At 52.1% G+C, this 25,584-nt stretch carries 33 protein-coding genes; 26 read left to right on the top strand and 7 right to left on the bottom strand.

Translation table 11 applies throughout. The features are described 5' to 3' along the window. Positions 1-69 precede the first annotated feature (69 nt). Complete coding sequence (locus V5G20_RS16680; RefSeq protein ID WP_003387298.1) at positions 70-900, top strand: lipoate--protein ligase family protein; 831 nt, start codon at positions 70-72, stop codon at positions 898-900. Between the two features lie 78 nt (positions 901-978). Here the strand turns inward: V5G20_RS16680 and dat are convergent, their stop codons facing one another. Further along, positions 979-1,830: a D-amino-acid transaminase gene (gene dat / locus V5G20_RS16675; RefSeq protein ID WP_338461373.1), complete on the bottom strand. Its 852-nt coding sequence runs from the start codon at positions 1,828-1,830 to the stop codon at positions 979-981. A 315-nt stretch (positions 1,831-2,145) separates the two neighbouring features. Between dat and V5G20_RS16670 the strand changes: the two genes are divergently transcribed. Together V5G20_RS16670 and V5G20_RS16665 are read left to right on the top strand one after the other, a co-directional pair. After that, the gene (locus V5G20_RS16670; protein WP_003387296.1) at positions 2,146-3,420 is read left to right on the top strand and encodes a PA domain-containing protein; all 1,275 of its coding nucleotides are present in this window, start codon (positions 2,146-2,148) and stop codon (positions 3,418-3,420) included. A 231-nt stretch (positions 3,421-3,651) separates the two neighbouring features. Next, positions 3,652-5,385: a PAS domain-containing sensor histidine kinase gene (locus V5G20_RS16665; RefSeq protein WP_024984892.1), complete on the top strand. Its 1,734-nt coding sequence runs from the start codon at positions 3,652-3,654 to the stop codon at positions 5,383-5,385. 9 nt (positions 5,386-5,394) lie between these two features. On the opposite strand, the gene V5G20_RS16660 is transcribed toward V5G20_RS16665, so the two are convergent. Then, on the bottom strand, positions 5,395-6,408 hold the full coding sequence (locus V5G20_RS16660) for a hypothetical protein (protein ID WP_003387294.1): 1,014 nt from the start codon (positions 6,406-6,408) through the stop codon (positions 5,395-5,397). Between the two features lie 155 nt (positions 6,409-6,563). Here V5G20_RS16660 and V5G20_RS16655 point away from each other — a divergent pair, with 155 nt between their 5' ends. The 3 genes from V5G20_RS16655 to V5G20_RS16645 all read left to right on the top strand — a co-directional run bounded on the left by V5G20_RS16655 (position 6,564) and on the right by V5G20_RS16645 (position 8,784). Further along, positions 6,564-7,121: an NADPH-dependent FMN reductase gene (locus V5G20_RS16655; RefSeq protein WP_003387293.1), complete on the top strand. Its 558-nt coding sequence runs from the start codon at positions 6,564-6,566 to the stop codon at positions 7,119-7,121. Positions 7,122-7,216: 95 nt separating this feature from the next. After that, a complete protein-coding gene (mntR, locus tag V5G20_RS16650; protein ID WP_003387291.1) occupies positions 7,217-7,654 on the top strand; it encodes a transcriptional regulator MntR in 438 nt (145 codons plus the stop codon). A 185-nt stretch (positions 7,655-7,839) separates the two neighbouring features. Beyond that, complete coding sequence (locus V5G20_RS16645; protein WP_003387290.1) at positions 7,840-8,784, top strand: patatin-like phospholipase family protein; 945 nt, start codon at positions 7,840-7,842, stop codon at positions 8,782-8,784. Positions 8,785-8,798: 14 nt separating this feature from the next. On the opposite strand, the gene V5G20_RS16640 is transcribed toward V5G20_RS16645, so the two are convergent. Beyond that, positions 8,799-9,143, bottom strand: a complete 345-nt coding sequence (locus V5G20_RS16640; protein WP_003387289.1) for a hypothetical protein — start codon at positions 9,141-9,143, stop codon at positions 8,799-8,801. A 29-nt stretch (positions 9,144-9,172) separates the two neighbouring features. Continuing rightward, positions 9,173-10,120 carry a DUF1385 domain-containing protein gene (locus V5G20_RS16635; protein WP_081787853.1) on the bottom strand — a complete coding sequence of 316 codons (948 nt, stop codon included), beginning with the start codon at positions 10,118-10,120 and terminating at the stop codon, positions 9,173-9,175. Between the two features lie 122 nt (positions 10,121-10,242). Between V5G20_RS16635 and V5G20_RS16630 the strand changes: the two genes are divergently transcribed. From V5G20_RS16630 to efp, 4 genes are all read left to right on the top strand, one after another. Further along, entirely contained in the window at positions 10,243-10,743 is a 501-nt protein-coding gene (locus tag V5G20_RS16630) for a YqhR family membrane protein (RefSeq protein WP_003387287.1), read from the top strand. Positions 10,744-10,840: 97 nt separating this feature from the next. Continuing rightward, positions 10,841-11,281 carry a type II 3-dehydroquinate dehydratase gene (gene aroQ, locus V5G20_RS16625; RefSeq protein WP_003387286.1) on the top strand — a complete coding sequence of 147 codons (441 nt, stop codon included), beginning with the start codon at positions 10,841-10,843 and terminating at the stop codon, positions 11,279-11,281. A gap of 78 nt (positions 11,282-11,359) precedes the next feature. Continuing rightward, positions 11,360-12,430, top strand: a complete 1,071-nt coding sequence (locus tag V5G20_RS16620; protein ID WP_024984897.1) for a M24 family metallopeptidase — start codon at positions 11,360-11,362, stop codon at positions 12,428-12,430. Between the two features lie 41 nt (positions 12,431-12,471). Further along, complete coding sequence (gene efp / locus V5G20_RS16615; protein WP_003387284.1) at positions 12,472-13,029, top strand: elongation factor P; 558 nt, start codon at positions 12,472-12,474, stop codon at positions 13,027-13,029. Positions 13,030-13,135: 106 nt separating this feature from the next. On the opposite strand, the gene V5G20_RS16610 is transcribed toward efp, so the two are convergent. Genes V5G20_RS16610 through V5G20_RS16600 form a run of 3 tightly spaced genes read right to left on the bottom strand, consistent with a single transcriptional unit; the run spans position 13,136 to position 15,168 of the window. After that, complete coding sequence (locus tag V5G20_RS16610; protein WP_003387283.1) at positions 13,136-13,597, bottom strand: DUF441 domain-containing protein; 462 nt, start codon at positions 13,595-13,597, stop codon at positions 13,136-13,138. Between the two features lie 42 nt (positions 13,598-13,639). Next, entirely contained in the window at positions 13,640-14,356 is a 717-nt protein-coding gene (locus V5G20_RS16605) for a 2-phosphosulfolactate phosphatase (RefSeq protein ID WP_024984898.1), read from the bottom strand. Next, entirely contained in the window at positions 14,347-15,168 is an 822-nt protein-coding gene (locus tag V5G20_RS16600; RefSeq protein WP_003387279.1) for a phosphosulfolactate synthase, read from the bottom strand. Before V5G20_RS16600 ends, V5G20_RS16605 begins: the two co-directional genes overlap by 10 nt. Positions 15,169-15,320: 152 nt before the next feature. Here V5G20_RS16600 and V5G20_RS16595 point away from each other — a divergent pair, with 152 nt between their 5' ends. The 16 genes from V5G20_RS16595 (at position 15,321) to nusB (ending at position 25,583) form a co-directional block, all read left to right on the top strand. Then, positions 15,321-15,584 (top strand): YqhV family protein, encoded by a 264-nt coding sequence (locus V5G20_RS16595; RefSeq protein ID WP_003387278.1) that lies wholly within the window; start codon positions 15,321-15,323, stop codon positions 15,582-15,584. Positions 15,585-15,662: 78 nt separating this feature from the next. Continuing rightward, on the top strand, positions 15,663-16,157 hold the full coding sequence (locus V5G20_RS16590) for a CD1247 N-terminal domain-containing protein (RefSeq protein WP_031931800.1): 495 nt from the start codon (positions 15,663-15,665) through the stop codon (positions 16,155-16,157). A gap of 244 nt (positions 16,158-16,401) precedes the next feature. Continuing rightward, positions 16,402-17,364 carry a stage III sporulation protein AA gene (gene spoIIIAA / locus V5G20_RS16585; protein WP_003387276.1) on the top strand — a complete coding sequence of 321 codons (963 nt, stop codon included), beginning with the start codon at positions 16,402-16,404 and terminating at the stop codon, positions 17,362-17,364. Continuing rightward, entirely contained in the window at positions 17,352-17,870 is a 519-nt protein-coding gene (gene spoIIIAB, locus V5G20_RS16580; RefSeq protein WP_003387275.1) for a stage III sporulation protein SpoIIIAB, read from the top strand. Before spoIIIAA ends, spoIIIAB begins: the two co-directional genes overlap by 13 nt. A 16-nt stretch (positions 17,871-17,886) precedes the next feature. Further along, positions 17,887-18,090 carry a stage III sporulation protein AC gene (gene spoIIIAC / locus V5G20_RS16575; protein WP_003387274.1) on the top strand — a complete coding sequence of 68 codons (204 nt, stop codon included), beginning with the start codon at positions 17,887-17,889 and terminating at the stop codon, positions 18,088-18,090. Between the two features lie 13 nt (positions 18,091-18,103). Next, positions 18,104-18,493 (top strand): stage III sporulation protein AD, encoded by a 390-nt coding sequence (spoIIIAD, locus tag V5G20_RS16570; RefSeq protein WP_003387273.1) that lies wholly within the window; start codon positions 18,104-18,106, stop codon positions 18,491-18,493. A gap of 17 nt (positions 18,494-18,510) precedes the next feature. Further along, the gene (gene spoIIIAE, locus V5G20_RS16565) at positions 18,511-19,695 is read left to right on the top strand and encodes a stage III sporulation protein AE (protein ID WP_422387973.1); all 1,185 of its coding nucleotides are present in this window, start codon (positions 18,511-18,513) and stop codon (positions 19,693-19,695) included. Between the two features lie 9 nt (positions 19,696-19,704). Continuing rightward, positions 19,705-20,373, top strand: coding sequence for a stage III sporulation protein AF (gene spoIIIAF, locus V5G20_RS16560; RefSeq protein WP_031931802.1), 669 nt, complete (start codon positions 19,705-19,707; stop codon positions 20,371-20,373). Between the two features lie 31 nt (positions 20,374-20,404). Further along, positions 20,405-21,043, top strand: coding sequence for a stage III sporulation protein AG (spoIIIAG, locus tag V5G20_RS16555; protein ID WP_003387269.1), 639 nt, complete (start codon positions 20,405-20,407; stop codon positions 21,041-21,043). Between the two features lie 13 nt (positions 21,044-21,056). Continuing rightward, complete coding sequence (locus V5G20_RS16550) at positions 21,057-21,722, top strand: SpoIIIAH-like family protein (protein WP_003387268.1); 666 nt, start codon at positions 21,057-21,059, stop codon at positions 21,720-21,722. A 177-nt stretch (positions 21,723-21,899) separates the two neighbouring features. After that, the gene (gene accB, locus V5G20_RS16545; protein WP_003387267.1) at positions 21,900-22,409 is read left to right on the top strand and encodes an acetyl-CoA carboxylase biotin carboxyl carrier protein; all 510 of its coding nucleotides are present in this window, start codon (positions 21,900-21,902) and stop codon (positions 22,407-22,409) included. Between the two features lie 16 nt (positions 22,410-22,425). Further along, the gene (gene accC / locus V5G20_RS16540) at positions 22,426-23,781 is read left to right on the top strand and encodes an acetyl-CoA carboxylase biotin carboxylase subunit (protein ID WP_024984902.1); all 1,356 of its coding nucleotides are present in this window, start codon (positions 22,426-22,428) and stop codon (positions 23,779-23,781) included. A 60-nt stretch (positions 23,782-23,841) separates the two neighbouring features. Further along, a complete protein-coding gene (locus V5G20_RS16535; protein WP_003387265.1) occupies positions 23,842-24,252 on the top strand; it encodes an Asp23/Gls24 family envelope stress response protein in 411 nt (136 codons plus the stop codon). 101 nt (positions 24,253-24,353) lie between these two features. Further along, positions 24,354-24,914 carry an alkaline shock response membrane anchor protein AmaP gene (amaP, locus tag V5G20_RS16530; RefSeq protein WP_003387264.1) on the top strand — a complete coding sequence of 187 codons (561 nt, stop codon included), beginning with the start codon at positions 24,354-24,356 and terminating at the stop codon, positions 24,912-24,914. A 12-nt stretch (positions 24,915-24,926) separates the two neighbouring features. Further along, the gene (locus V5G20_RS16525) at positions 24,927-25,139 is read left to right on the top strand and encodes a DUF2273 domain-containing protein (protein ID WP_003387263.1); all 213 of its coding nucleotides are present in this window, start codon (positions 24,927-24,929) and stop codon (positions 25,137-25,139) included. A 39-nt stretch (positions 25,140-25,178) separates the two neighbouring features. Next, the gene (nusB, locus tag V5G20_RS16520) at positions 25,179-25,583 is read left to right on the top strand and encodes a transcription antitermination factor NusB (protein ID WP_003387262.1); all 405 of its coding nucleotides are present in this window, start codon (positions 25,179-25,181) and stop codon (positions 25,581-25,583) included. Position 25,584 lies beyond the last annotated feature (1 nt).

Here is a 25,584-nt window from a genome sequence, read left to right as displayed (position 1 = left end):
TGCCGCATTGTTGCCGTTTCATCATCGGGAGAAGTACAATGGAGAGGGTGAGAGGAGGACATGCGCAGCATGGAAAAATGGCGATTTATCGTGACCGAGGGGATGTCCCCGGCAATGAATATGGCAGTAGATGAAGCAATCCTGCAGCTTCACAGCGAGGGCAAGGTTCCTCCAACCGTCCGGTTTTACACATGGAACCCGGCAACCTTGTCGATTGGGTATTTTCAAAAAGCGGCAAAGGAAATCAATTTGGAGCTTGTTCAAGAAAAGGGCATCGGTTTTGTGAGGCGTGCTACGGGAGGAAGGGCTGTCCTGCACGACCAGGAGCTGACTTACAGTGTTGTCGTGTCGGAAAGCCACCCCGAGATGCCTTCCAGTGTCACCGAGGCGTACAAGGTGATCAGTCTGGGACTGCTACACGGTTTTCAAAACCTCGGCCTGGATGCGGAAATGGTTTCACTGGCAAGCGAAGAAGAAAAAGAAAAGTACAGCTCGCCGGGATCGTCCGCCTGCTTTGATTCCCCCTCCTGGTACGAATTGGTGGTGGAAGGGAAAAAGGTGGCAGGCAGTGCGCAGACCAGGCAAAAGGGCGTCATCCTTCAGCACGGCTCCATTTTGCTGGATATGGATGTCGAGCTGCTGTTCTCCTTGCTTCACTTCTCCTCAGACAGGCTAAAGGAACGCATGATGGAGAGCTTCCGGAAAAAAGCGGTGACGATCAACGAGGTGAGCAATAGACCGGTATCGCTTCAGGAAGCGATGGAGGCATTTCGCGACGGCTTTGCCACAGGCTTGAAGGTAGAGCTCGTAAAAGGCGAATTGACTCCAGAGGAGAGGGCGCTCGCCGAAGAGCTGGCCGCTTCGCGCTACTCGACCGACGAATGGAACCTCCGCCGATAGTTCAATATGCGAAAGGTAAGTGGATAAACAAAGAAGGCTCTCTAGGAGCGAAACTCCTGTGAGAGCCATTTTTTCGGATTAGACCAATGCGTTTGCGTAAATATGTTCTTCAAACAGCTGTTGCAGCTTTTCCACGACGGGTCCGATCTTTCCGCCGCCTACAGCCTGGCCTTCGACAGAGATAATGGGCATAACCTCGACAGTTGTCCCTGTCGCAAAGACTTCATCCGCCTGCTTCAGGAAGTCGACAGTAAACGGCTCCTCATGAACGATAATGCCGTTTGCTTTCGCGAGGGCGATGACGTCCAGCCGGGTAATGCCGTTCAGAATCAGGTGGTTGGCGGGATGCGTGTACAGCTCGTTGTCTTTTACGACAAACACGTTGGCTGCGCTGCACTCAGTGACGATGCCGCTGCGGTGCAGGATCGACTCCTGGGCGCCGGCGTCTTTGGCGTACTGCTTGACCATGACAGCGCCAAGCAGGTTCAACGTTTTGATGTCGCAGCGGAGCCAGCGAATATCCTCGACCAGCTGAGCGCTCAGTCCCTTTTTCATATCGGCCAGCGGGCGTTCCTTGCGGCGGACAAAGCCCATGATCACAGGGCGAATGCCTTTTGGTATATCGTGTACACGTGGAGACACACCGCGGGTCACCTGCAGGTACAGGGTGGCATCGTCTGCGGATGTAATGTTGTTTTTCGCAAGCAGCTCATGCGCAATCGCCGACAGTTCTTCTGCCGTCCACGGCAGGTCGAGCATGATCTCGCGAGCGCTGCGGAACAGCCTGGTCAAATGACCTTCCCATTGATACATTTTCCCTTTGTAAATGCGAACCACTTCGTAAACACCGTCACCAAAATTGTAGCCGCGGTCTTCCGGGTGAACAGTCAGCTCGTCTGTGCCGACCCATTTGCCATCCACGTAAAGCATGGTGAATCCTCCTTCTTCAGTTACGCAAATATTATGTCTTTTTTCGTTTGAACCTGCCAGTTGCAAACGTACAGCCCCCGCCGCCTTTTCCTGAAATCAGCGTCGAGTGATGTATGAGACAACCTTAACAAATACTGGGTCGAGGGTCAATTTCAAAATGAATGGAGGGGAAACTTGTCACACTTCGGTTGCTTGCTGTCGTCAGATGGCGCCACGTATCTTTATTTGACGGACTATTCTGACTAGACGTTTTCCTGAATTGCCGCCCATAATAAAAAGAGGCCATTTGGAAAGGGGAATGGGATGAGAGCCGAAATGAAATGGTTGATCACTGTCTTCATCGCATGGGGATCGTTGATGTTCTTCCCAGGTCCGGCGGGTGCGGAAGCCGGAGGGCAAGCGGACACGGATCGCCTCCTCGAACACGTGGAAAAACTGTCGACAGCCCCGCGAATTCCAGCAACAGAATCGGAGTTTCGCGCCGTAGTTTACATAGAAGAGTGGCTCCGCATTTTCGGTTATCAGACAAAGCTGCTGCCTTTCTCCTATTACGTTTATACGGAACCCAAACAGATCTCCTTGCAGGTCCCCGAGATCCGCGGGAAGACATGGGCCCCCAGAAGCGTTTTGTTCGGGCCGGCAGGAGAGGCGACGGGAGCAGTTCTCGACGTCGGTACAGGGACACAACAGGATTTCGCGAGAGCCGATATCGAGGGCAAGATCGTCTTCGTACGTCCGGGGGGAATGTCAGAGGCGGAAAAAGTGCGTCACGCAGCGGCGGCGGGGGCCAAAGGGATCATTTTGACGCAGGGAGCAAATGCACCAAGGCCATCTCTCGGGGGACCGCTTGATATGCATGTACCCGTACTGGCCGTCTCACCAGCCGAGGGAGAGCAGCTCGGACAGCTGCTGCAAAAAGGGGAGAAACTGACAGCCACCTTGAAGGTGTCGGGCGCTTCGATCATCAAGAAAACGTCCTACAATCTCACTGCGGAGTTGAAACCCAATAACGGGAACACCGGACAGATTGTGCTGGTGGCTGCCCATCACGACGCTTCCTTCGCCGCGCGGGAGGAAAATGATGCTTCAGGAATCGCTGTGCTGCTGGAAACGGCACGCCTGCTGACTGCGCAACAGCGAGATACCGAAGTGCGTTTTGTCAGCCTTGGCGCCGCCTCTGACGGAGGGCGGGGGCTCGACGATTATGTGCGGTCTCTGACGGATGCAGAGAGAACCAAAATAGCGGCATTTTTGTATCTCGGCAATGTGAGGCAGCAAGACGGTGAACTGGCGGTGTACACCTCAAATGGCAAGCGCAATCTGGCAGCAGATCTGCTGGACGCAAAAGGAGCCGGCTTTTCCTCTGCCGCTCCGCAAGAGGTGCTGAGCCGGTTGGGTCGAATCGCTCAAGCTAACATCCCAAATGCGGTGCAGATCGTACGTGTTGCAGCTTCACAGAGCGGGAAAAACGTTCCTGAAAAAAAGAGCGATGGCGAGAAACTGACAGACGCGGTCCGTACCGTGGTCGATGCGATTACAACGATGACAGATCCGGGGTCGGGTCCTTATCCATTGCCAGACTCCCGTTGAAAAAAGCATATGGGAAACAAGCAGCAGCCTTCTGCCCCCTGCAGAAGGTTTTTTTGTCTAAGAATGTCATGATCTGTCGATTAGTAAAGAATGGTAAGAAGCGCTGCAAGGGAGTATAATTTTTACGAATAATTTGACAAAAGAATAAATCGTGCAGAATGGAATGCCTTACAACCTCATCATCTCGACCTACAAGCTATCATTTACGAGATCTAAGTCATGGAGGTATGGATGAAACGAACTGGTATCCAACTCGTTGTCGTGTATGGGTTCGCATCTCTTGCTTGGCTGGCGCTAACTGCTGCATGGCTTGTCCATCATACGGAAGGCATTCAATATTGGGGATTGGCTGTGCTTTGGACAGGTTTTGTTGTAGGCACATATTTTTTCATCAGATCGTGCGTTCGTTCCATCCGTCAATCAGAACAGGACGTCCAGATGAAATCAAAGGATCGGACTGCAGAGGGCGGAGACAAAGAAGGAGTCAGCATGCATTGGGACGACCTGGCCTCAAAGGATTTGCTTGAATCCTTTATGAGGCAAACGCCAGACGCTATCTCCATGCTGGACGTTCACGGAAATGTTTTTCGCGTAAATGAGGCTTCGGAAATGATTTTTGGATACACGGAAGAAGAATTGATCGGAGCACCGATGCCATTTGTCCCGGAATATTTGAAAGAAGAAGTCGATTACTATCACCGGCAGGTGCTCGCTGGAAAGAGAATCATCGGACTTGAGACAGTCCGCTACCACAAGGACGGACGGCTTCTTCACATATCGCTGTCGATGAGTCCGATTTATTCGGATAACGGGCAGGTGATCGGCATTGCAGGGAGCGCCCGAGACATTACCGAGCAAAAGAAAGTAGAGCAGCGTTTGAGGCAAAAGGAAGCGAAGTATCGTCTGATCACGGAAAATATGACGGATATGATTTGCATTTATCAGCCGGACGGTACAGTCGCGTACGCTTCGCCTTCACATGAAGCTGTCCTGGGATACCCGAACGAGAGGTACAAGGAGTTGTACAGACGGTTTGAGCTTGTACATCCTGACGACTTGGAAATGGTCAGGAAAGCCTTTCGAAATATACAGACACAGAACGAGATGATTACCCTTGAATATCGTTTCAAACACAAGCTGGGGCACTGGGTTCATCTGGAGACGAGAACGAAGCCGATTGTCGACGAGTCTGGCCGGCTGTTGGGCGCATTGATGGTAACGCGGGATATATCGGAAAACAAGCGGGCTGAAGAGCTGCTTCGCCAGTCGGACAAGCTTTCGGTCATCGGCAAACTGGCGGCTGGCATCGCTCACGAGATACGCAATCCGTTGACCGCTTTACGAGGCTTTATCCAGTTGATGCAGTCTACTGCGGAGGACAAGCGCTACGGGGAAATCATGCTTGCGGAGATGGACCGGATCAATGGCATCGTCAGCGAGCTTTTGATGCTGGCCAAGCCGCAGGCTGTCAAATATCAGGCGCGAGACATCAGAGACATTATCAGAAACGTGCTCTCTCTGTTGGATAGTCAGGCGATTCTCAACGACATCCAGATTCACACACATTTTGACAAGGAACTTCCCTTGATCTCCTGCGAAGATAATCAGCTAAAGCAGGTATTGATCAACCTCTGCAAAAACGCGATTGAATCGATGCCAGAGGGAGGCGACCTGCATGTGGAAGCGAAATCGCTGTCAGATGGGACGGTCAAGGTACGAATCCGCGATACGGGTTATGGCATCGAGTCTGCACGGATACCAAAGCTGGGGGAACCCTTTTTCACCACGAAGGAGAACGGAACGGGACTTGGCTTGATGGTATCATACAAGATTATCGAGGAGCATGGCGGCAGCATCAAGATACACAGCGAGCCGATGCAAGGTACGATGGTGGAGGTTATCTTGCCGGCCTTATCATCTGTCCCCATTTTTCCATTAAAAGATGAAGCCCTGGATGCAGTCTGATCCAGGGCTTTACGTTTTGCTCATTTTCCAGCATAGCCAAACGACCAGGAAAAGTCCGGAGTAGGTGAGGGCGCTTGCAATCACATATCCGACGCTTGGCCAGGCGACTCCAAGGAAAGCGAAGATGGAAACGGCGATCATCATGACAACGAACAAGGCGGTCAGGCTGATGTCGTAACGCAAGGCTACAGGTGAAGCGAGGGCGTAAACGGTGATTGCCAGCACGATTCCGGAGTAGCCGAGAACTGCAAGGGCATGGATCCATTGTCCGCCTGGCCAGATAGATGCAAGCACGGTCTGGAGCGGCAGCGAAGAGGAGTGGATATCATGCCAGTAGCCGAGCAAGATCCCCTGCATCAGCAATGTGGTGAAGAAAAAGAGAAGACTGCCGAGGACAACGCCGTGTGAAATGAAGTGTGCACGGGATGCCCGTGAAGCCAATGGAAGGCAAATGACCAAGATCGAAATGAAGTGAAGCGAAAAATAATAGAGGGAATGAACCAACCACTGGAGGTTTAATTGATAGCCAAGGGATGGAACATCGATATGCCTCTGCTCGATGTAGGCGGATGCGATCATGAGAAGTCCGATCCCAAGAAAAATAGTTACGCCGCGAATGAATACCGGCCAGCCTTTTCCCAACAGAAACACGGCCACAAGGACAGGGACGAGTGCAAAAGCCCAGGCGGTGTTGCCGTTGTTTAAAAGTAGTGCCATTTCTCCAAGCGAAGTACCTGCCCAGGCCAGCAGGAGCAAATGCAGCAGCACAGACAAGCCAGGTGCTGCCTTTTCGCCGAACCAGTAACAGAGCAAATCATGAAGCGAACGAAAACCGAGATGATGACTGAGAGTCAGGATTCGGTAGCTGAGCCACCCCAAGCCCCCACTGACCAATAAGATTCCCAGTATGCCCCATGAGCCGAAATATGCAAAAAAACGCAGGCCGTCAGCCCCTCCCAAGTATGTCCCGCCAAGTGCAGCAGCTGCAAATAGAACGGCGATTCGCCAGGAACCTCTGTCCATGAGCATCATCCTTTTCCCAACCTTGGTACAAGTGTATGTGGAAAGGGGGCTTGTTCAGAACATCAAGCAATTTAATAAACATAACTATTTACTAAGTGTGATAAATGGGATATACTAACAGTAATCAGCTATAATAGGGTATGAGGTGAAAAATAATGAAAATTCTCGGCATTTCTGGAAGCATGAATCCCGATTCTACCACAAAAAAAGCAGTGGCGATCGTACTTGCCGCAGCACAAAAAGCTGGGGCTGATACGGAGCTGATCCATCTGGCGGAATGGCCGATGCCCATTTATGATGTGAGAGATGATTTCTCCACCTATCCGGAAACTGTCCATCGCTTCGTTCGCAAGGTAACGGAAGCGGACGGGTTGATTATCGCTTCTCCCGAGTATCACGGCACCATCAGTGGAGCGTTAAAGAATGCGCTCGATTTCTTGGAAGGACGTTATCTGCGGGATAAACCGGTCGCTGTCCTGGGTGTAGCCGGGGGCAGCATGGGGGCGACTAACACGGTAAACACGCTGCATTTGATTATGAGAAATTTGCACGCCTGGGCACTGCCGGCAAGTCCTAGTGTTCCGAATGCATACAGCGCTTTTGATGCCGATGGAAAACTGAAAGATCCGCGTCTTCAGGAGCGATTGGAGACCTTGGGCGGTCAACTCGTGCAGACCGTAAATCTAAAGAGTGCGGAAAAACAGCTAAAATAGAGTTTTTCCTTGCAACTCATCCTCAATCCACGGTATGATAAATCTACGTGCTTTTTTTGCCATGCCGAAATACCGTTTGGAAACGAGGGATACATATGCCAACTCCCAGCATGGAAGACTATTTGGAACGTATTTACAGCTTAATCGAGGAAAAAGGATATGCTCGTGTCTCCGATATCGCGGAAGCGTTGGAGGTGCATCCCTCTTCTGTCACGAAAATGGTTCAAAAGCTTGATAAAGACAAGTACCTCGTCTATGAGAAATATCGCGGTCTGATTCTTACGCCAAAGGGTAAGAAAATCGGAAAACGGCTTGTCGATCGCCACAGTCTCCTGGAGGAGTTCATGCGTTTGATCGGCGTAGACGAAGAACATATTTATAAAGATGTGGAAGGAATCGAACACCATCTGAGCTGGGAGTCAATCTCGTGCTTTGAGTATCTGGTCCGCTACTTTCAGGAGGATCCGAAGCGTGTCGAGGATCTTCGCCGGATCCAGCAGGAAGAGGAACAAAAAGAAGAAGAGTTGTCCTAGAAACGCAGGCCTTCGGGCTTGCGTTTTTTCTGTGAACGAACAGTCGAAATCCGGTGATGACTTACGGATGTGTTCAAGGTATCGCCAAATAGCGCATGCATAACCAGCTTTCGAATCGCATTCGACAAGCACTTCGTCTATATATTGGTAAAAGGGGGGCAGTGAAGGTCCGAGGAGGAATCAGGATGAAGGCGGATGCAGTGTTTGAAGGAGGCGGAGTAAAGGGCATAGCCTTTATTGGCGCCTTGCAGGTGATGGAAGAGCACGGCTTTGTCTGGGAAAGGTTGGCGGGGACTTCGGCCGGGTCCATCGTGGCGGCATTGCTCAGTGCCGGCTACACAAGCAGGGAATTGCGTCCCATTTTTGAAAAGCTGGACTACTTGTTTTTTCTTGAACGGAGAGGATTGGGACGTCTGCCGATAGTCGGACCCTTATACGAATTGCTATTCCGTGAAGGGATATACCGGACTGACAGGCTGGAGAGATTTATCGATGATTTGCTTCGCCAAAAGGGGATTCGGACCTTTGGAGACTTGCCAAAGGATAAGCTCCGCATCATCGCTTCTGACATTACGGGCGGAAAGATGCTGATATTGCCGGAGGACTTGAGCCATTTCGATATTGTCCCCGAACGATTTTCCATCGCACGCGCTGTTCGCATGTCGTCATCGATCCCCTTCTTTTTTCAGCCGACCCGTTTGACCAAAGACGGTGAAGTCCATTTGATCGTGGATGGAGCGCTTTTGAGCAATTATCCGGTCTGGCTGTTCGATGTGCCGGGGGTTCCCCTCTGGCCGACCATCGGCTTCCGGCTCCATGACAGCAAGGTGGATCGGGAGGCCTACCGGATCAGGGGATTGTTTTCATTCTCCAAGCAGTTGATCGCTACTATGCTGGATGCCCATGACCGGCTTTACGTCGATCGGGCCCAAGCTCTCCGCACCGTGTTCATCAATACATTGGGAGTGCGGACGACGCAGTTCCAGCTCTCAAAAGAACTTCGGAATCGACTGTACGAGTCCGGACTGCAATCCGCAACCCGCTTTTTGGAACAGTGGAGCTTTGAACAATACGTAGAGGTATTCCAAAAAGGTACACCCCCGACAGACAAAACAGGCTACCTTGTATAGGCAGCCTGTTTTCTTTATTGCGAAATATGATTATGAGGATCTTGGTCGCCTTGATTTTCCTTCGATTTGCCTTTGTTTCCGTCAATCACCCGGAACGGATGGTTTCGCCTTGCCTGTTGTGCATTCTTTTTCAGGGGAGCTCTCGAAACCGGCGTTTTCGGTTTTGCCTGTTTTTGCTGCTTGGGAGCTCCGGGAAGGAATTTGCCGCTCCTCAAATAGTTTCTGACCACCACGAACAAAAGGACAGACAAACCGATGATGACCAAGGTTTGCAGAGGCTTCTCAATGATCCGATTCAACAGACCGTATACAGCAAACAACAAGATGATCAAGATGATTGGGGGAATCCGGGGAAACATAGCGCCTCACCTCATCGTTATCTAAATGCTTAACCGGCAGAAACCAACCCTGGATTGGTCATCTCATGGTCGCGTTCGCGCATTTTGTTAAATGCGGCAATCGCCACCTCCACCTGGCTGTCATCAGGTTCCCGTGTTGTGATTTTTTGCAGCCACAACCCCGGATAACCGAGAAACCGCAGTACGGGCGTGTCACGCAATTTGTTGGTAAATTGCAGGACCTCATAGGATACACCGAGTACAACGGGCAGGAGCACGATCCGCTGAACCACTCGCTCCCATAAGCTGTCATACGAGAAGAATGAATAGATCACGACACCGATGATCACGGTGAAGATCAAAAAGCTGCTTCCGCAACGGTAGTGCAGGGTGGAAAATTTTTGCACATTCTCTACGGTTAAGTCTACCCCTGATTCATAGGCGTTAATCACCTTATGCTCAGCTCCGTGGTATTGGAACAGCCGTTTAATGAGCGGAGCCTGCGCGATCGCGGTGATATAGCCCAGGAGCAGAATCAGCTTGATTACGCCTTCCAAGATGTTTTGGGCGTATTGATTGGTGATCCACTTCCCGAACAGAAAATCGGCGAGGAACACGGGTACCAGGGTGAATACAAATTTCCCGAATAGAAACGACAAAATACCCACGACGGCCACACCCAAAATCATCTGCAGTCTGGATGGACCAGCCGAAACCTCTTCATCTGATTCCATGCTGTATCGGTCGGAGGCGAAGTTAAGGTGCTTTGCTCCGTTGGCGCTTGCTTCAATCAGGCCGACGATTCCCCGCAGGAAAGGAATTTTCTTCAGTGCCTTGACCCACGGGATCTCGTTCCGCGGAGCTTCGAAGTATTCAATCTCTTGGTTTTTTCTGCGTATCGCTGTGACGGTTACCTGCTTACCGCCAAACATGACGCCTTCTATGACGGCTTGACCGCCGTAGCTAGGTACGTTTTGTTGCGCCAATCCTATCACCATCCTTATTACATATTCTAACGGAAACGGAGCGCGGAGGCTACTGGCAGTTCCAATCCCCGTCAAAATGTCAACCGTAAGTGAAAATAATAGGTTCGGCACATACTAGATACGGGGTGATGACGATGGGTTTGACAAAGACAAGAGGGCACCTGCGGGGCAGGTTTACAGAGGAAAGAAGAACTGCCCGTGCCGATGTGCCTGGCAAAGCGAAGACGCTGCCTTTTGCAAAGCTGGTTGAAATTGCTTTTTGGGGAACGGTATTTTGGGGAATCGTCAGGCTGGCTGCACACTTTCTCAATTTTACGCCTTACGGTTTGGGAGCCTATGCCCGTCCCTTTCTCTGGGAGGCAGATGAGGACTCCTGGTCTGCCACTGGCCTGGGAGTGATCCTGCTGTTTTTTGAAAGTGTGATCGCAGTGTTTTTCTACTCTCTGCTGTTCCAAAGGAGCAAAATGTGGTGGAGCGGCTTGCTCTACGGCCTGATGCTGTTAGTAGTGGCAGGTTTCTTCTTTCGCATGGGCAATTGGGACGTGGCGACGCTTGCCACGGAAGCGGCCTGGTTTCTCTCCTTCGGGATGTTCGTGGGCATGACCATCACGCTGGAGAGCCATGACGAGGCTTGAAGCTATTCAAGCTCTTCTCCCTTATGGTAAAATTATTCTCTAGTAAAAATGTTTTTACAAAAAGGGAAGCGGAAGTGTCATAAGGGAGGAATGAACCGTGCTATCCGTCCTGTTGCTCAATGGCCCCAACCTCAACCTGCTGGGGCAAAGGGAGCCCGATGTGTATGGAAGAGAGACACTTCAAGACGTTGTCGCTCGGCTCGAAAAGGTCATGGAAGAGTGGAACGGTCGCCTCGAGCATTGCCAGTCCAATCATGAAGGCGTTCTCATCGATGCCATTCACCGGGCAAAAGGCGTGCATGACGGCATCATCATCAATCCGGGTGCATTTACGCATTACAGCTATGCGATTCGGGATGCGATCTCAGCCGTGGAATTGCCGACGATTGAAGTCCATATTTCCAATGTACACGCGCGCGAATCATTCCGGCACCATTCAGTCATTGCTCCTGTTGTTATCGGTCAAATCGTCGGTCTTGGCATCGACGGTTATGAGTGGGCGCTGAGATCGCTGGCAAACAAAATCGGCAAGAAATGAACGGAACCGGGCAAGTGAGCCGGTCTGTTCGGGAAGCGACAGATCGGTTGAACGGCAGACAAAGAAAGGGAGAGGAAAATGAACAATCGCTTGAGCAAATTGCGCGATGCCTTGGCACAGATCGGGGCTGACGCACTGATTACGGAAGAAACGGTGAACCGTCGTTATCTGAGCGGTTTTACCGGCTCGACGGGATGGGTTATCGTCACCGAAAAAGAAGCGTTTTTGGTAACGGATTTCCGCTATGTCGATCAAGCCCAGGAGGAGTGCCCGCACTTTACCGTGGTCAACAATGAGCGCAAGCCTCTGGAAGCGATCGCGCAAGTCCTGAAAAAGGCCGGCGTCAAACGGCTTGCTTTTGAAAGCAGCCTGTCTTTCGGAACCTATTCCAATTGGAGCAAGAGCTTTGAAGGTGTCGAGCTGGTTCCGACCAGCGGCTTTATGGAAAAGCTGCGGATGTACAAGGAAGAGTCCGAAGTGCAGGTGATCAGACAGGCGGTGAAAATCGCCGAAGATGCCTTTGAGCACATTCTCGGATATATCAGGCCTGGCGTGACGGAAATCGAAGTGGCGCTGGAGCTGGAGTTTTTCATGAGAAGACAGGGGGCGTCTGCTTCCGCGTTTGACATTATCGTCGCTTCAGGCCACCGCGGTGCGCTGCCGCATGGAAGAGCGAGCGAAAAGGTGATTGCAGCCGGTGAAATGGTGACGCTCGATTTTGGCGCGGCCTATCAGGGCTACAACTCCGATATTACCCGGACGGTCTCTGTCGGGGAGCCCCATCCTCGCATGAAAGAAATTTACGAGATTGTCCTCAAGGCTCAGATCGCTGGTGTCGAAGCGTTAAGACCGGGAATTTCGGGTAAAGAAGCCGATGCGGTTACCCGCGATATCATCACGGCTGCCGGCTATGGAGATGCGTACGGACACAGTGCGGGACATGGCCTTGGCATGGACGTTCACGAACTGCCAAACTTGTCGACTGCAAGTCCGTTTATCCTTGAGCCGGGAATGCTGGTCACGATGGAACCAGGCATTTACATCAGCGGCTTGGGCGGCGTTCGGATCGAGGACGACGTATTGATTACGGCGGATGGTCATGATGTCTTGACCCAATCCACGAAAGAGTTGCTCATTTTGCCCGTCTAATTTATACTATTTGTGTTATTTGTTGATTTGGGAGGACTAACATGATCTCTGTTAATGATTTTCGTACCGGCCTGACCATCGAAGTGGATGGCAATATCTACCAAGTGCTCGAATTCCAACACGTGAAACCAGGAAAAGGTGCAGCCTTTGTTCGTTCCAAACTGCGCAACCTGCGTAACGGCAACGTGGCAGAGATGACGTTCCGCGGCGGTGAAAAAGTAAGTCCTGCCCGCATCGAAACCTCTACCATGCAATATCTGTATGCCAGCGGCGATGAGCATACCTTTATGAACACAGAAACGTATGAGCAGCTCACCTTTACAAGCAAGCAGATCGAGCGCGAGCTTAACTTCCTGAAAGAAAACATGAACGTGCAAATCATGCAGTACAACGGCGAAACCCTCGGGGTGCAATTGCCGAATACAGTTGAACTGACTGTTACTGAATGTGAGCCGGGCGTAAAAGGAGATACTGCCTCCAACGTTACGAAAAAAGCAACCCTGGAAACGGGTTTTGTGGTAAACGTGCCTCTTTTCGTAGAACAAGGAGACAAGTTGATCATCGATACGCGTACCGAAGCATACGTATCTCGCGCATAAAGACGAGAGAACGAATAGCGAGCGACGGAAACGAGCCGTACCTGCCATGGGTACGGCTCTTTCCGTTTCTCTTGGGAACCTTGCGTCAAGACGAAGCGTCCGCCGCTCAGCGTCCGCCAAACCATTCCCACAGCTTCAAGACAAAGGCGGTAATGCCGGCGGCCATTAGCGGGCCGACGGGAATTCCGCGCAAAAAGACAATTCCAATGATCGACCCAATGACCAAACCAACGATGATGGACGGCTCAGTTCGAAGCAAATCGAGTCCCTTTCCGTTCATCCAGGTGGCGATTGCCCCTCCGGCGAGTGCCATCATTCCGATCACCGTCGTGAAGAGCGGAGTAATGTCACGCCACGATATTTTTTCGCTGGCGAACGGAACAAGTACGGAGATCGTCAAAAACAAAAGACCCAGCTCAAGCCCCCGCCGCTCAACTACAGGAAACAGGCGTTCGAGTGCGGTCAGCTTCAAAACAAGCAGAATGCTCGCTGCAGTCGCAATAATTGGCGATCGCCCGATCAAGCCTATGACGATCAAGATGACAAGCATGATTTCCCCTGATACCATCGGCATCAAAACCCCTGTCCACGTCCCTAGTCTTCTTTCACTTTATGAGACAAGGTGGGGAAGTATTCGCTTCTCTCGTACAATCGGGACCAGGCGATAGTGGTCAATCTGTGCACAAAAGGCAAGATCATCGGCAAAATGATGCTGGACCAGTCTTCTGCCCGTCGTCGTGTGGGGCAAAAGCTGCGGCAATCGGTCCGACAGATGCAAATAGCTGGCCCGGAGCGCTTCTCCCAAATCGCAGAGTTGAACCTGCGGCTGCAGCAGCTTTGCTCTGTGAATCATGAGGCCAGCAGCCAGACCGTCTTCGAGAGCAAATTCGGATCGTGTTCCGGCGCAGTACAGGGTGATGTCCAGACGTTTTGACAGTGCGTACTGGATACAAGCGGTTGCGTTGAGAAAACAGCCGATCAACAGGGAGGAGGCACGTTCCGCTTTTTGGATCGCACGTGTTCCATTCGTGGTAGTGAGGATAAGAACGCTCCCTTTTTGCGAGTGGCCAGCCAGTTCGGTAGGAGAGTTGTTGTAGTCGAAGTCAGGGATTTTCCGACAATGTCTTTCACCGGCAAGAAAGCAGTTTTCTGTCCGCAGCGCGTTGGCCTGCCCGATGGTCTCTACGGGAACGACAACCGAAAAGCCGGTTCCCAGCGCGGTCACGATCGAACTAGACGCACGCAGTACATCGATGACGATGACGACGCGGTTGCCGATCTGATCGTAGCGAATTTCTTCAACGGTGGGAACGACATCTATTCGCACGTAGCGGCCCTCCTTTCGGCCATCATCGCGGCAGTGTCACCCCTCAGCCCCCTTCGCAGCGTCTCGACGGCTAATACGTCGGCACCAGCAATATTCCCGAGATTTACACTGGCGCCCAGCGTCTGAATCAAGGCGACCTGCTGTTCCTTTTGGGGAGCTTCCCAGATTAGCCGGTCTGCCAGGGAGCCGGCGGCCTTATGAATATCCAGCAAAAAGCTGGTCTCCACTTTTCCTTTCCCATCAAATACGCCTACCGTCCCACTCTCGCGGGCTTCTACGATCACGTAGCTGGCGCCTGCTAGAAGATCAGCCTCCAGTGTACGCAGCAGCTCGTCTTGCTCGGCACGGAAATCTGCCGATTTTTTGCCAAATTCCGAGTAGACGATCAGCCCGGCATCTGCCGCCGTACTGATCGCCCTTTTTCTGAGGTCGGCGGGGAGGGGGAAGGTTCCGTCGGAGATTTCGACCGCATTAAACCCGATTGCTTTCACTTGTTCGATATATGCCTCCAGAGTGGATTGGCAAAGGGCAATTTCAAAAAGGGTTCCGCCTGGCATGATGTGCAGATTCCATGTTTTGGCCTCTTCCACTTTTTGTTGCAGAAATTTGCCGGGGTAGAGGACGGATGTACCAAAGCCCAGCTTGTAAATGTCGATGTAAGGGGCAGCCAGCTCCATCAGGTCGTAAAATGCTGCGCGACCCATTCCTTTATCGATGACCATGGTTAATCCGGTCGCGCGTGGTTTGGGTTGTCTTCGCCGGGACGGGTCCGACCATCCATCGGGCCAGAAGGGAAGATCGCGGTTAAACATGGCTGTTTTCCTCATTTCTTCTAGGCGTTTGCTTTTAGTCTATGTGCGGGTGAGGTTGGGAGTGAGCCGCAAGCCTATAGGCGATTGCCCAGCTTTCAGTGATGAATCTGCCCGGGACGAGCATAGAGTGATAGGGAGGAGGGCGAGGAGTGATGTGGGAAAAAGCGATCATAGGGATGGCTACACTAAGAGTGATGTCTGGTACCATTGAAGTGCTGGCGGCCCTGTTTATTTTAAAAGTAAACGAGGTGGAGAAGGCGCTGCTGATCAATTCGGGACTTGCCATTGTAGGTCCGCTTGTACTGCTGTCGACTACGACAATCGGACTGATCGGCATGTCGGACCGGATCAGCTTCGCAAAAATCATGTGGATATTTGCGGGCATCGTCTGTATATTCATCGGGGTCAGAAAATGACGGATACGATTTGGCATTAGTAACCCTCCCGACTTTCGGGAACAATAGCGAAAGTAAACGGATAAAGGAGGGTTCCTCGTGCTTGAATCATTGGCTAATCGAATTTCGTATCTGCGCGGCTTGGCAGATGGGTTGGACCTGACACAGAACAGCAATGAGGGAAAGGTACTGTCGGAAGTAATTGAGGTACTGGACGAAATGTACGGTCAGTTCAGGGAATTGCACGCCAGGATCGAGGAAACCGAAGATTACGTAGAGGCAATTGACGATGATCTCGACGATGTGGAGTTGTACCTTTTCGGCGATGAGGATGATCTGTACGAGATGGTGGATGACTGTGACGAAGACGACGACAGCGTCCTCTATGATAAATTTGCGGATCAGGACGACGAGGATGCCTCCACTTACGAGCTGGATTCTGACGACAATGTGATAGCCTCTTATGAAATCGAGTGTCCCTCGTGCCATGAGATCATGTTCTTTCAAGAGGGGGAGGATGATGAAGGGTACCATCATTACATCATCGAACCCTATCCGCAGGACAGGCAATATGAACCGATCAATGCCACCTGAAAAACATCGAGCGAACAAATGGTGAACTGGCTTTCATCCGGACCGACCGGTATGGAAGCCGGTTTTTTTGTTTGAGAAATGATTGCGTTGATACGCGTAGTACTCGTGCGGTTCCCGCGACTTTCGCTAGCAAGCGTTTCTCTGGCGTTTTCTTGGCATAAAACTCGTCCAGACCCGCATAGGATGGAGGTAAGTCGACGTGGACAAAGGCTGAAGTGTCAAAGACACGAAGGAGGGATAAGTCGTGAACGAGATCATGGCGATTTTGCCGGCGACCATCCGCAGCATTCTGACTGCATTGCCCTCCGCCGTCAGAGAGCATCTGGAGGAAATCCGCCTACGGCAAAATCAGCCGCTGGAAATAAGATTTGGGCAGCAGTCGAGCTACGTGACAGCCGCAGGACAGCTGACAGCCAATGCCAGACAAGGGTGGACCTTCACTGAAGAACAGTCGGTCAAGCTGTTGAACCTGGTCAGCCAGCACTCTCTGTACACTCTGGAAGAAGAGCTGAAACGCGGCTACATCACTGTTACAGGGGGACACCGGATCGGCATTGCCGGCAAGGTCGTCCTGGAACGGGGAGAAGTAAAAGGGATTCGCGACGTTACCAGCTTTAACATCCGGATCGCTCGCGAGAAAAAAGGGACGGCACAGAAGGTCCTGCCCTATCTGTTCGAAAACGGACGAATCCTGAATGCCCTGATCATCTCGCCTCCACAGTGCGGAAAAACAACGCTCCTGCGAGATATTGCCCGCTCCATCAGCTATGGGAACGAATGGTCCTCCAGCCGCAAAGTGGGCATTGTGGACGAGCGTTCCGAGCTTGCCGGCTGCTTGAACGGTGTTCCGCAGCGGGATGTCGGCCCGAGAACGGACGTGCTGGATGCTTGCCCAAAAGCAGCAGGAATGATGATGCTGATCCGTTCGATGTCACCCGATGTCCTGATCGTGGATGAGGTGGGGCGGCCGGAAGACGGCGAAGCCGTATGGGAAGCCGTCCATGCCGGTGTTTCCGTAATCTGTTCTGCGCACGGCGCAGAGATCGAAGAGGTGGCGAGGCGTCCGGCACTGGGAAAATTGATTCAAAGCGGCGTCTTCTCCCGCTATTTTGTTCTGAGCCGCTCGAAGGGCGTAGGGACGATTCAAGGCGTCTACGACCGGAGTCTCGAACCGGTCGATAAGGGGGAGGTCGCATGGTTAAGCTGATCGGAGCCGTGCTGATCCTGTTCTCGGCTTCCATGGTAGGGTGGCAAATTGGTCGGTTTTATGCGTATCGTCCCGTGCAGCTTAGAGCCCTTCTCGTAGGGCTGCAGATGCTGGAGACGGAGATCGTGTACGGCCTGACCCCGTTGCAGCCTGCCCTGCTCAAAGTGGGAAACCGGCTGCCGACAGAGATTGGACAGCTGTTCCAGACTGCTGCGGGCAGCCTTCGCGAGGAGCGGGCACAGAACGCCGACGAAGCGCTCAGACTGGCCATCGATAGACACTGGCAGCAAACGTCGCTTCGCAAGCAAGAGCGGGATGTGTTGACCAGTCTGGGACAGGTGCTCGGATCATCTGATCGGGAAGACCAGCAAAAGCATTTGCGTCTCGCCGTTACACACCTTCGCGGGTTGGAGGAAGAGGCGCGAGCGGAACAAAACAGGTACGAGAAAATGTACAAAAGCCTCGGCTTCCTGTGCGGGTTGTTGGTCGTCATCCTGATGTTCTAAAGGCGAGGTGTTCACTGTGGATTTTGATTTGACACCTGTTTTTCAGATCGGGGCGGTGGGATTTATTACAGCCATTCTGCACACGGTTCTGAAGCAGGCTGGCAAGGAGGACATCGCACACTGGGCGACGCTGGTGGGGTTTATCATCGTGCTGTACATGGTAGCTCACTATGTCGGCGACCTGTTTTCCGAGGTAAAACGCGTCTTCCTGTTTAATTGAGGAGGGAAGGCGAATGGAGATCGTACAAATCGTCGGACTGGGATTGGTGGCTACGATTCTCGCGCTGGTCATCAAGGAACAAAAACCGATGTTCGCCTACCTGCTGGCCATCGCGAGCGGCGTTGTCATCTTTTACTTTCTGATCGGTAAAATAGCGGAGGTCATCAGGATTCTGGAGCGTCTGGCGGTACAAGCTGACCTCAATCTCGTATTTTTGGAAACCATCTTGAAAATCATCGGAATTGCCTATATCGCTGAATTCGGGGCACAAATGACCAGAGACGCCGGTCAGGGAGCCATCGCTTCCAAAATCGAGCTGGCTGGGAAAGTGTTGATTCTGATCATGGCCGTTCCGATCATTCAGATCATTATCGAAACGGTCATAGACCTGTTGCCGGCGTAGTTGGGGGAGGGGTGCAAGTGACTCGTGCGGGCTGGTCGCTCTTCTTGTTTCTGCTGTTTGTCTTCCTGCCGTCAACCTCTCTCTCGGCTGCCGTGACGACACCAGCACCTTCTGTCGATTACCTGATCAAGCAGCAGGTAGACGATTTGCAGGTTGACCGGGTCGAAAGGTTTTGGACAGAGCTGCAGCGCGATTACAAAGGGTATCTTCCTGATCTGCAGGCTCCCGGTTTTCTCCAGTTGTTGATGCAGCAGGGGGACTTTAGTCTCTCCGGGTTTCTCAAGGGCTTCGGCAAATTTGTTTTCCATGAAATTTTGATGAATGGCAAACTGCTCAGCTCGATCATCATTATTACGGTTTTTGCCATGATTCTGGAGACGATGCAAAACGCCTTTGAACGCAACGCCGTGACGACGGTAGCCTATTCGATTGCCTATCTCGTGCTGATGGTGCTCGCCATTAACAGCTTCCATGTGGCCATCACGTACGCCAAAGAAGCGATCAGCGACATGTCCGACTTTATGCTGGCCATGATTCCTCTGGTCATCGCTCTGCTCGCTTCTGTAGGAAATTTGGCGTCAGCGACGATGTTTCACCCGCTCATCATCTTTCTCATCAATACCAGCGGGATACTCATTTCCTACGTCATATTTCCGCTCCTGTTTCTGTCCGCCATGCTGTCGATCGCAAGCCTCTTTTCGGAAAGATACCAGGTCACGCAGCTTGCTTCCCTCTTGCGCAATATTGCAATGGGAGCGCTCGGGTCCTTTCTTACCATATTTCTGGCGATCATCTCCATCCAGGGGGCTACGTCGGCAGTAGCTGACGGGGTAACCCTGAGGACGGCCAAATACATTACCGGCAATTTCATCCCGATTGTCGGCAGGATGTTCTCAGATGCGGCAGACACAGTGCTCAATGCTTCTCTTCTGGTCAAGAACGCAGTCGGATTGGCAGGGGTCCTGATTCTGCTCCTCCTGTGCGCATTCCCGGCCCTCAAGATCCTGATTTTGGCCATGATCTACAATCTTTCCTCCGCCGTCCTGCAGCCTTTGGGCAATAGTCCGATCATCGCGGCACTCGGAGCGATCGGGAAAAATCTAATCTTTGTCTTTGCGGCTTTGGCCACGGTAGGGCTGATGTTCTTTTTGGCCATCACCATTATCATTGCGGCGGGCAATATCTCCATGATGGTTCGGTAGGTGAAGCAGATGACATGGCTTACGCTCTGGCTGAAAAAGATCATCTTACTTGTTCTCCTGGCTGCGTTCCTCGACCTCATTTTGCCCAATACCAGCATGCAGCGCTACGTCAAAATGGTGATGGGACTGATTATTTTGATGACGATCATCTCCCCTGTGTTCGCCCTGTTTCAGCTCTCTCAGGATGATCTGGCGCTTAAGCTGGACCGCTACCAGGAGCAGATGAACCGGCCCTCCGACACCGAGTGGAAGCGCATCGCCGAGAGGCTGGCCGGAAAGCAGGAAAAGCAAATAGACGCCTACGTGCAAAGTCAGGTGGAGGCATCCATTCGAACGAAGCTCAAGGAGGATCACGGAGTGGAGGTAACGGCAGTCAAGGTTCTGTTGGACAACAAGAATGCAGACCAGGCAAAATTGCAGCGCATCGAGGTAGCGATCGCCCCAGAAGGGAGCAGCGGGGAAACAGCAAGCGCGATCAAGCCGGTCGAACCGATCGAACCGATACGCATCGAGGTAAACAGTCAAAGCCAGGGGCAAGAAGAAAAGGAGCTGCCGGCTGCTGCAAAGCAGAAAGATGCCTTGTCCAAACGGATTGCCAGTGATCTGGCAGCGCAATGGGGCTTAAGCGAGGATATGGTAGTCGTTACCAGGGATCAGGACAAGATTGAGAAGCGGTGACATGCAGTCGTTCAAGGTGAGGTGAGCAGGGGTGTTTGGGAAGCTGAAGCAATGGTTGGCCGCAGATTCAGATAAAAAGAAGCTGAAGCCGATCCACTATTTTATCGTCATATTGGGAATCGGGATGGCCATCATGATTTTGACCGATTTCCTGAATGTTGAACGCGATCAGCCGATGGGTTTCGGGATTGGAGGCAATGAACCGACCGGACCGCCTGGAACCGAACAGTCGGCGCCGGTGCTCGGAGGAGCCAATCCGCCCGACATCATCGCAGAATACGAAAACATGTATCAAACGCAGCTGAAGGAAATATTGGCCAGCGTAGTCGGTGTGGGAGAGGTTGAAGTCATGGTCAATCTGGATTCGACGCCGGAGCTGGTCGTCGGGAAAAACACCAATACCCGTTCCTCTACCAATCAGGAAACGGACAAGGAGCGAGCCACGCGGAATCAAAATGACCAATCCCGCGATGAACAAGTGGTCGTGGTCCAGGGAGGCAAACAGGATCAGCCCGTTATCCTCAAAACGCTAAAGCCAAAGGTAAGAGGGGTTTTGGTGGTGGCAAAAGGCGCCGACAACATACAAGTCAAAGCGTGGATCACCGAAGCGGTTCAAAAAGTATTGGATGTGCCTGCCTACAAAATTTCGATATTGCCTAAAAAAGGTTAGGAGGTAATGACAAATGATGCTTCGCAAGCAAACGGTATGGTTGTTGACAATGCTGGCCGTGATGGTGGTCCTCTCGGGCTACTATTTGGTCAAAGGGCCGGACAGTCAAGTGTCGACGCTGGGGCAGCAACAGTTGCAGCAGCTGCAGCCTGAGCAGGACTCGCTTTCTGGTGTCGTGGTTGAGAGCAAACAGACAGAGACGCCAGCCACTGACGCAGCTCCTGTCGAGGGCAAGCCAAAAACGGAACCTGCGGCAGCAGATACGGCAAATGCCAACAAGGAGCAGCAGACAGATACCAAGGAAACGGCGACGCTGGCTGATACCCCGAGCGAAATTTTCACCGGGTACAAAATGAAGCGGGAAGCCCAACTCCAGCAGCAAAAAGACGAGCAGATGAGCATCATGGGCAGCCCGGATGCGACCCCGCAGGCAGTAGCAGAGGCGAAAGCGAAGTACGAAGAGCTCTCTACGATGGAGAGCGCCACAATGGCCGTAGAAGAAATGCTGAAAACAAGCGGCTACAAAGACGCTGTCGTGTTCACGCAAAATGACAAGGTGACAGTAATCGTGCAAAAAGACAAACTGGGCGCAGATGAAGTGGTGGACATCATCTCCAATGTAAAACAGCATCTGAACGTCCCGGCAACCAATATCACCGTACAATTCAAAGCTTCCTGACGAGGTACTAAGGATCATTGAAAACGGGCATGCTGGTAAGGGTTTCTCCTCGTTTTTCGCTGGAAATGAGGGGAAATCCTTTCTTGACGTTGGGGTGGTGACAAGCTACCATGATTGTTAGACCTCGATACATACCATACTCCCTGGTTATCTTTCGAAATGAAGGAGTGCTTACCTGTGTTCAAAATTCATGAAATCCGTGAAATTATCAAGTTGATTGATCAGTCGTCCATTAACGAATTCGAGCTTGAAATCGATGGAGCAAAGGTAACAATGAAAAAATCGGCCGGGGAAACCGTCTACGTTTCGCAACCGGTCGTACAGGCTCCAGTGGCTCCGGTCGCCCAAGCAGCGGCTCCCGTAGCAGCTGCACCGGCAGTGGCAGAAGCTCCTGCGGCGCCGGTTGAGGCTCCGAAGCCGGCAGCAGCAGCCGTAGATGAGTCGAACCTGCACAAAATCGTGTCCCCGATGGTGGGAACATTCTACCGTTCCCCTGAGCCGGGCAAGCCTGCCTACGTCCAAGCGGGCGACAAGGTGACCCCGAACAAGGTTGTTTGCATCGTGGAAGCGATGAAGCTGTTCAACGAGATCGAGGCAGAAGTATCCGGGGAGATCGTGAAAGTGCTGGTTGAGGATGGTCAGCTGGTGGAATACGGCCAGCCGCTGTTTTTGGTGAAGCCAGAATAGGTTGGAGGAGAGCGTAATGTTTCAAAAAGTATTGATTGCCAACCGGGGCGAAATTGCTGTCCGTGTCATTCGCGCCTGCCGCGAGTTGGGCATTCGTACGGTAGCTGTGTACTCCGAAGCAGATCGCGAAGCGCTGCACGTAAAATTGGCTGACGAAGCTTACTGCATTGGACCCACAGCATCGAAAGAAAGCTACCTCAACATTGCGAGCATCATGAGTGTAGCCACCAAGGTTGGGGCAGACGCCATCCATCCCGGCTACGGGTTTTTGGCAGAGAACGCCGACTTTGCCGAGATTTGTGCCGCTTGCAACATCACATTTATCGGGCCTGACCCGGAGGCCATCGTCAAGATGGGCGATAAATCCACCGCCAAGGATACGATGAAATCAGCCGGTGTACCGACTGTTCCGGGAACAGATGGCCTTGTCGAGGATATCGCCGATGCGATCAAGACGGCCAATGAAATCGGCTATCCGGTGATGGTAAAGGCAACCGCCGGCGGCGGAGGCCGCGGGATGCGCGTTGCTGTAGACGATGAGGATCTGGAAAAGGCGATCCGTCAAGCGCAAAACGAGGCGAAAACTGCCTTTGGCAACCCGGGCGTTTATCTCGAAAAATTCGTCGAAGGACCGCGCCACGTCGAAATTCAGATCATGGCAGATAAGCACGGCAATGTCGTGTATTTGGGTGAGCGCGACTGTTCCATTCAGCGACGCCATCAAAAATTGATTGAGGAAGCGCCATCTCCCGCCCTGAGCGAGGAACTGCGGAGAGAGATGGGGGAAGCGGCCGTAGCTGCAGCCAAAGCGGTAAATTACCACGGCGCAGGAACGGTTGAATTCCTTTTGGACAAACACGGGAAGTTCTACTTTATGGAGATGAACACCCGCATTCAGGTTGAACATCCGGTGACAGAGCTTGTAACCGGATTTGATTTGATTAAAGAACAGCTCACGGTAGCTGCAGGCCAGCCGCTGTCGTTTACACAGGACGACATCAAGCTGAATGGCTGGGCCATCGAATGCCGGATCAATGCGGAAAATCCGGTCAAGAATTTCATGCCATCCCCTGGGAAAATCACGACGTATCTCGCTCCGGGCGGATTCGGTGTGCGCGTCGACAGCGCCGCTTATACCGGCTATGTCATCCCGCCTTATTACGACTCGATGATCGCGAAGCTGATCGTCTGGGGCAAAGACCGCACGGAAGCGATCGAACGCATGAAGCGGGCGCTCGGCGAGTTTGTCGTGGAGGGTGTGCACACGACGATTCCGTTCCATCTCAAGGTGCTTGACCACGAAGTGTTCGCCAGCGGTCAGTTTGACACGAAATTCCTGGAGATTCATGAACTGAATCTGGACGAAGCTTGATTTGTAAAAGTGGAAGCTGCTTGTTATAATGGGTTACAAAACCATAGGGAGGTGCGAAGCGTGGAAGAGTTTACACCGGATCTAGAAAGAACAGAGCTTGGTAAGGTGCAGATCGCTCCCGAAGTCCTGGAAGTAATCGCCGGTATGGCTGCCTCTGAGGTAGAGGGTGTAGCACAAATGAGCGGTGGTTTCGTAGGTGAGATTGTCGAACGGCTCGGCCGTAAAAATATAGCTCGCGGCGTACGCGTAGAGGTAGGCTCGCGCGAAGCGGCAGTTGATGTATCGATTATCGTAAAATATGGACACCGTATCCCGGATGTCGCTCGAAATATTCAAGATAGTGTGCGCAACGCCATCGAAAGCATGACGGGTCTGTCGGTCGTGGAAGTAAACGTACATATTGTGGACGTAGAGCTGAAGCCCGAAGAAAAAGCGCCGGCTGCCGTGGAAGATTTCCAGCGCGTCCGCTAGTTCATCAGCAAGTTTGGATGCCCCCTATGCCTCAGGGGGCATTTTTCCTCATCTAAGAGTAACGGCCTCCTTGTTACCTTTGCACCAAAGGAGAGATGCTTGTGAATTTGTTTGACCGCTTTATCCTGACTTTGTACAGTTTTGCGCTGATCGTCCTCTCTGTCGGCGTGATCGGAGCCTCGAGCGGACTGATCCCAGCTGAATACATACGCCCCTATTTAGAGCAGCTGCTTGGCGGTTTCCAGCCTGCCTATCTGATCACGGCGGTGATTTTTTTAATTGTCAGCTTGCGGTTCTTTTTCAGTTCTTTCCGCCGCTCCAAGAAACCGAAAACGGAGAAGGGCATTCGCCAGCGCAGCGACTTGGGTGAAGTAAACATAACCCTGCAAACCATTCAGACAATCGCCGAGAGGGCGGCCAGAAGAGTGAAGGGGGTCCGCGATTTAAAGACTGTCGTACGGGCGCTGGAAAGCGGAAACACGATCACAGTCCGCGTCTCTGTCGACGGAGAGACGCCCTTGCCGGAGCTGACCCAGAAGCTGCAGACCGATATCAAGGAGCAGGTGGAGGGTATTGCCGGCGTCATCATCTCCGAGGTGGCGGTCGTTGTGACGGAAGTAGCCCAGCATGAGAATTACGCGGCTCGCAAACGAGTGGAATAGTAGGTGAAAGTCATGATATGGGAGTTGTTGTGGGAACACAAGGGGAAACTACTGGGGGTAGCCGCCGGACTTTTTTTCGGCATCATCTACCTTCTCGTCGGTTTTTGGGATACACTGGTGTTTGTCGTCTTTGTCTCCACCGGTTATTACATTGGACGCAAACTGGATCACAAAGAGGATTTGCGCGAAATTCTTGATCGTATCCTCCCTGGGAAGTTTCGCTAAGCGGGGCAGGGACCTCAATTTTATGAGTAGGTGAACGTGATGAAACGTAGGACAGCACGAGAAAAAGCAGTTCAATGCTTGTTTCAGATCGACATGGCAGATGTAAGTATGGAAGCTGCCCTCGAACTGGTTATGGAAGATAGCGAAGAAGACGCCTCTTACCTTCATTTTCTGGTAAAGGGCGTACTTGATCGTCTGCAAGAGATCGATGCCGAGATCCAAAAATATCTTCGCGGCTGGCGTCTGGAGCGAATCGCCAATGTAGACCGGGCCATCCTTCGTCTTGCATTTTTTGAAATCATGTTTGAAGAGGACATTCCGGATAAAGTGGCGTTGAATGAGGCGATCGAGATTGCCAAACTGTTCAGCGACGAACAATCTTATCGGTATATTAACGGCGTTTTGTCCAGTTATTTGAAAGCTCGCCAAACTGCGAACGCGTAGA

It is taken from the genome of Brevibacillus borstelensis, assembly GCF_036700025.1.
GTDB lineage: Bacteria > Bacillota > Bacilli > Brevibacillales > Brevibacillaceae > Brevibacillus > Brevibacillus borstelensis.
Note: the sequence above shows the minus strand (reverse complement) of the source record. Positions and strands in the feature narration are given on the sequence as shown.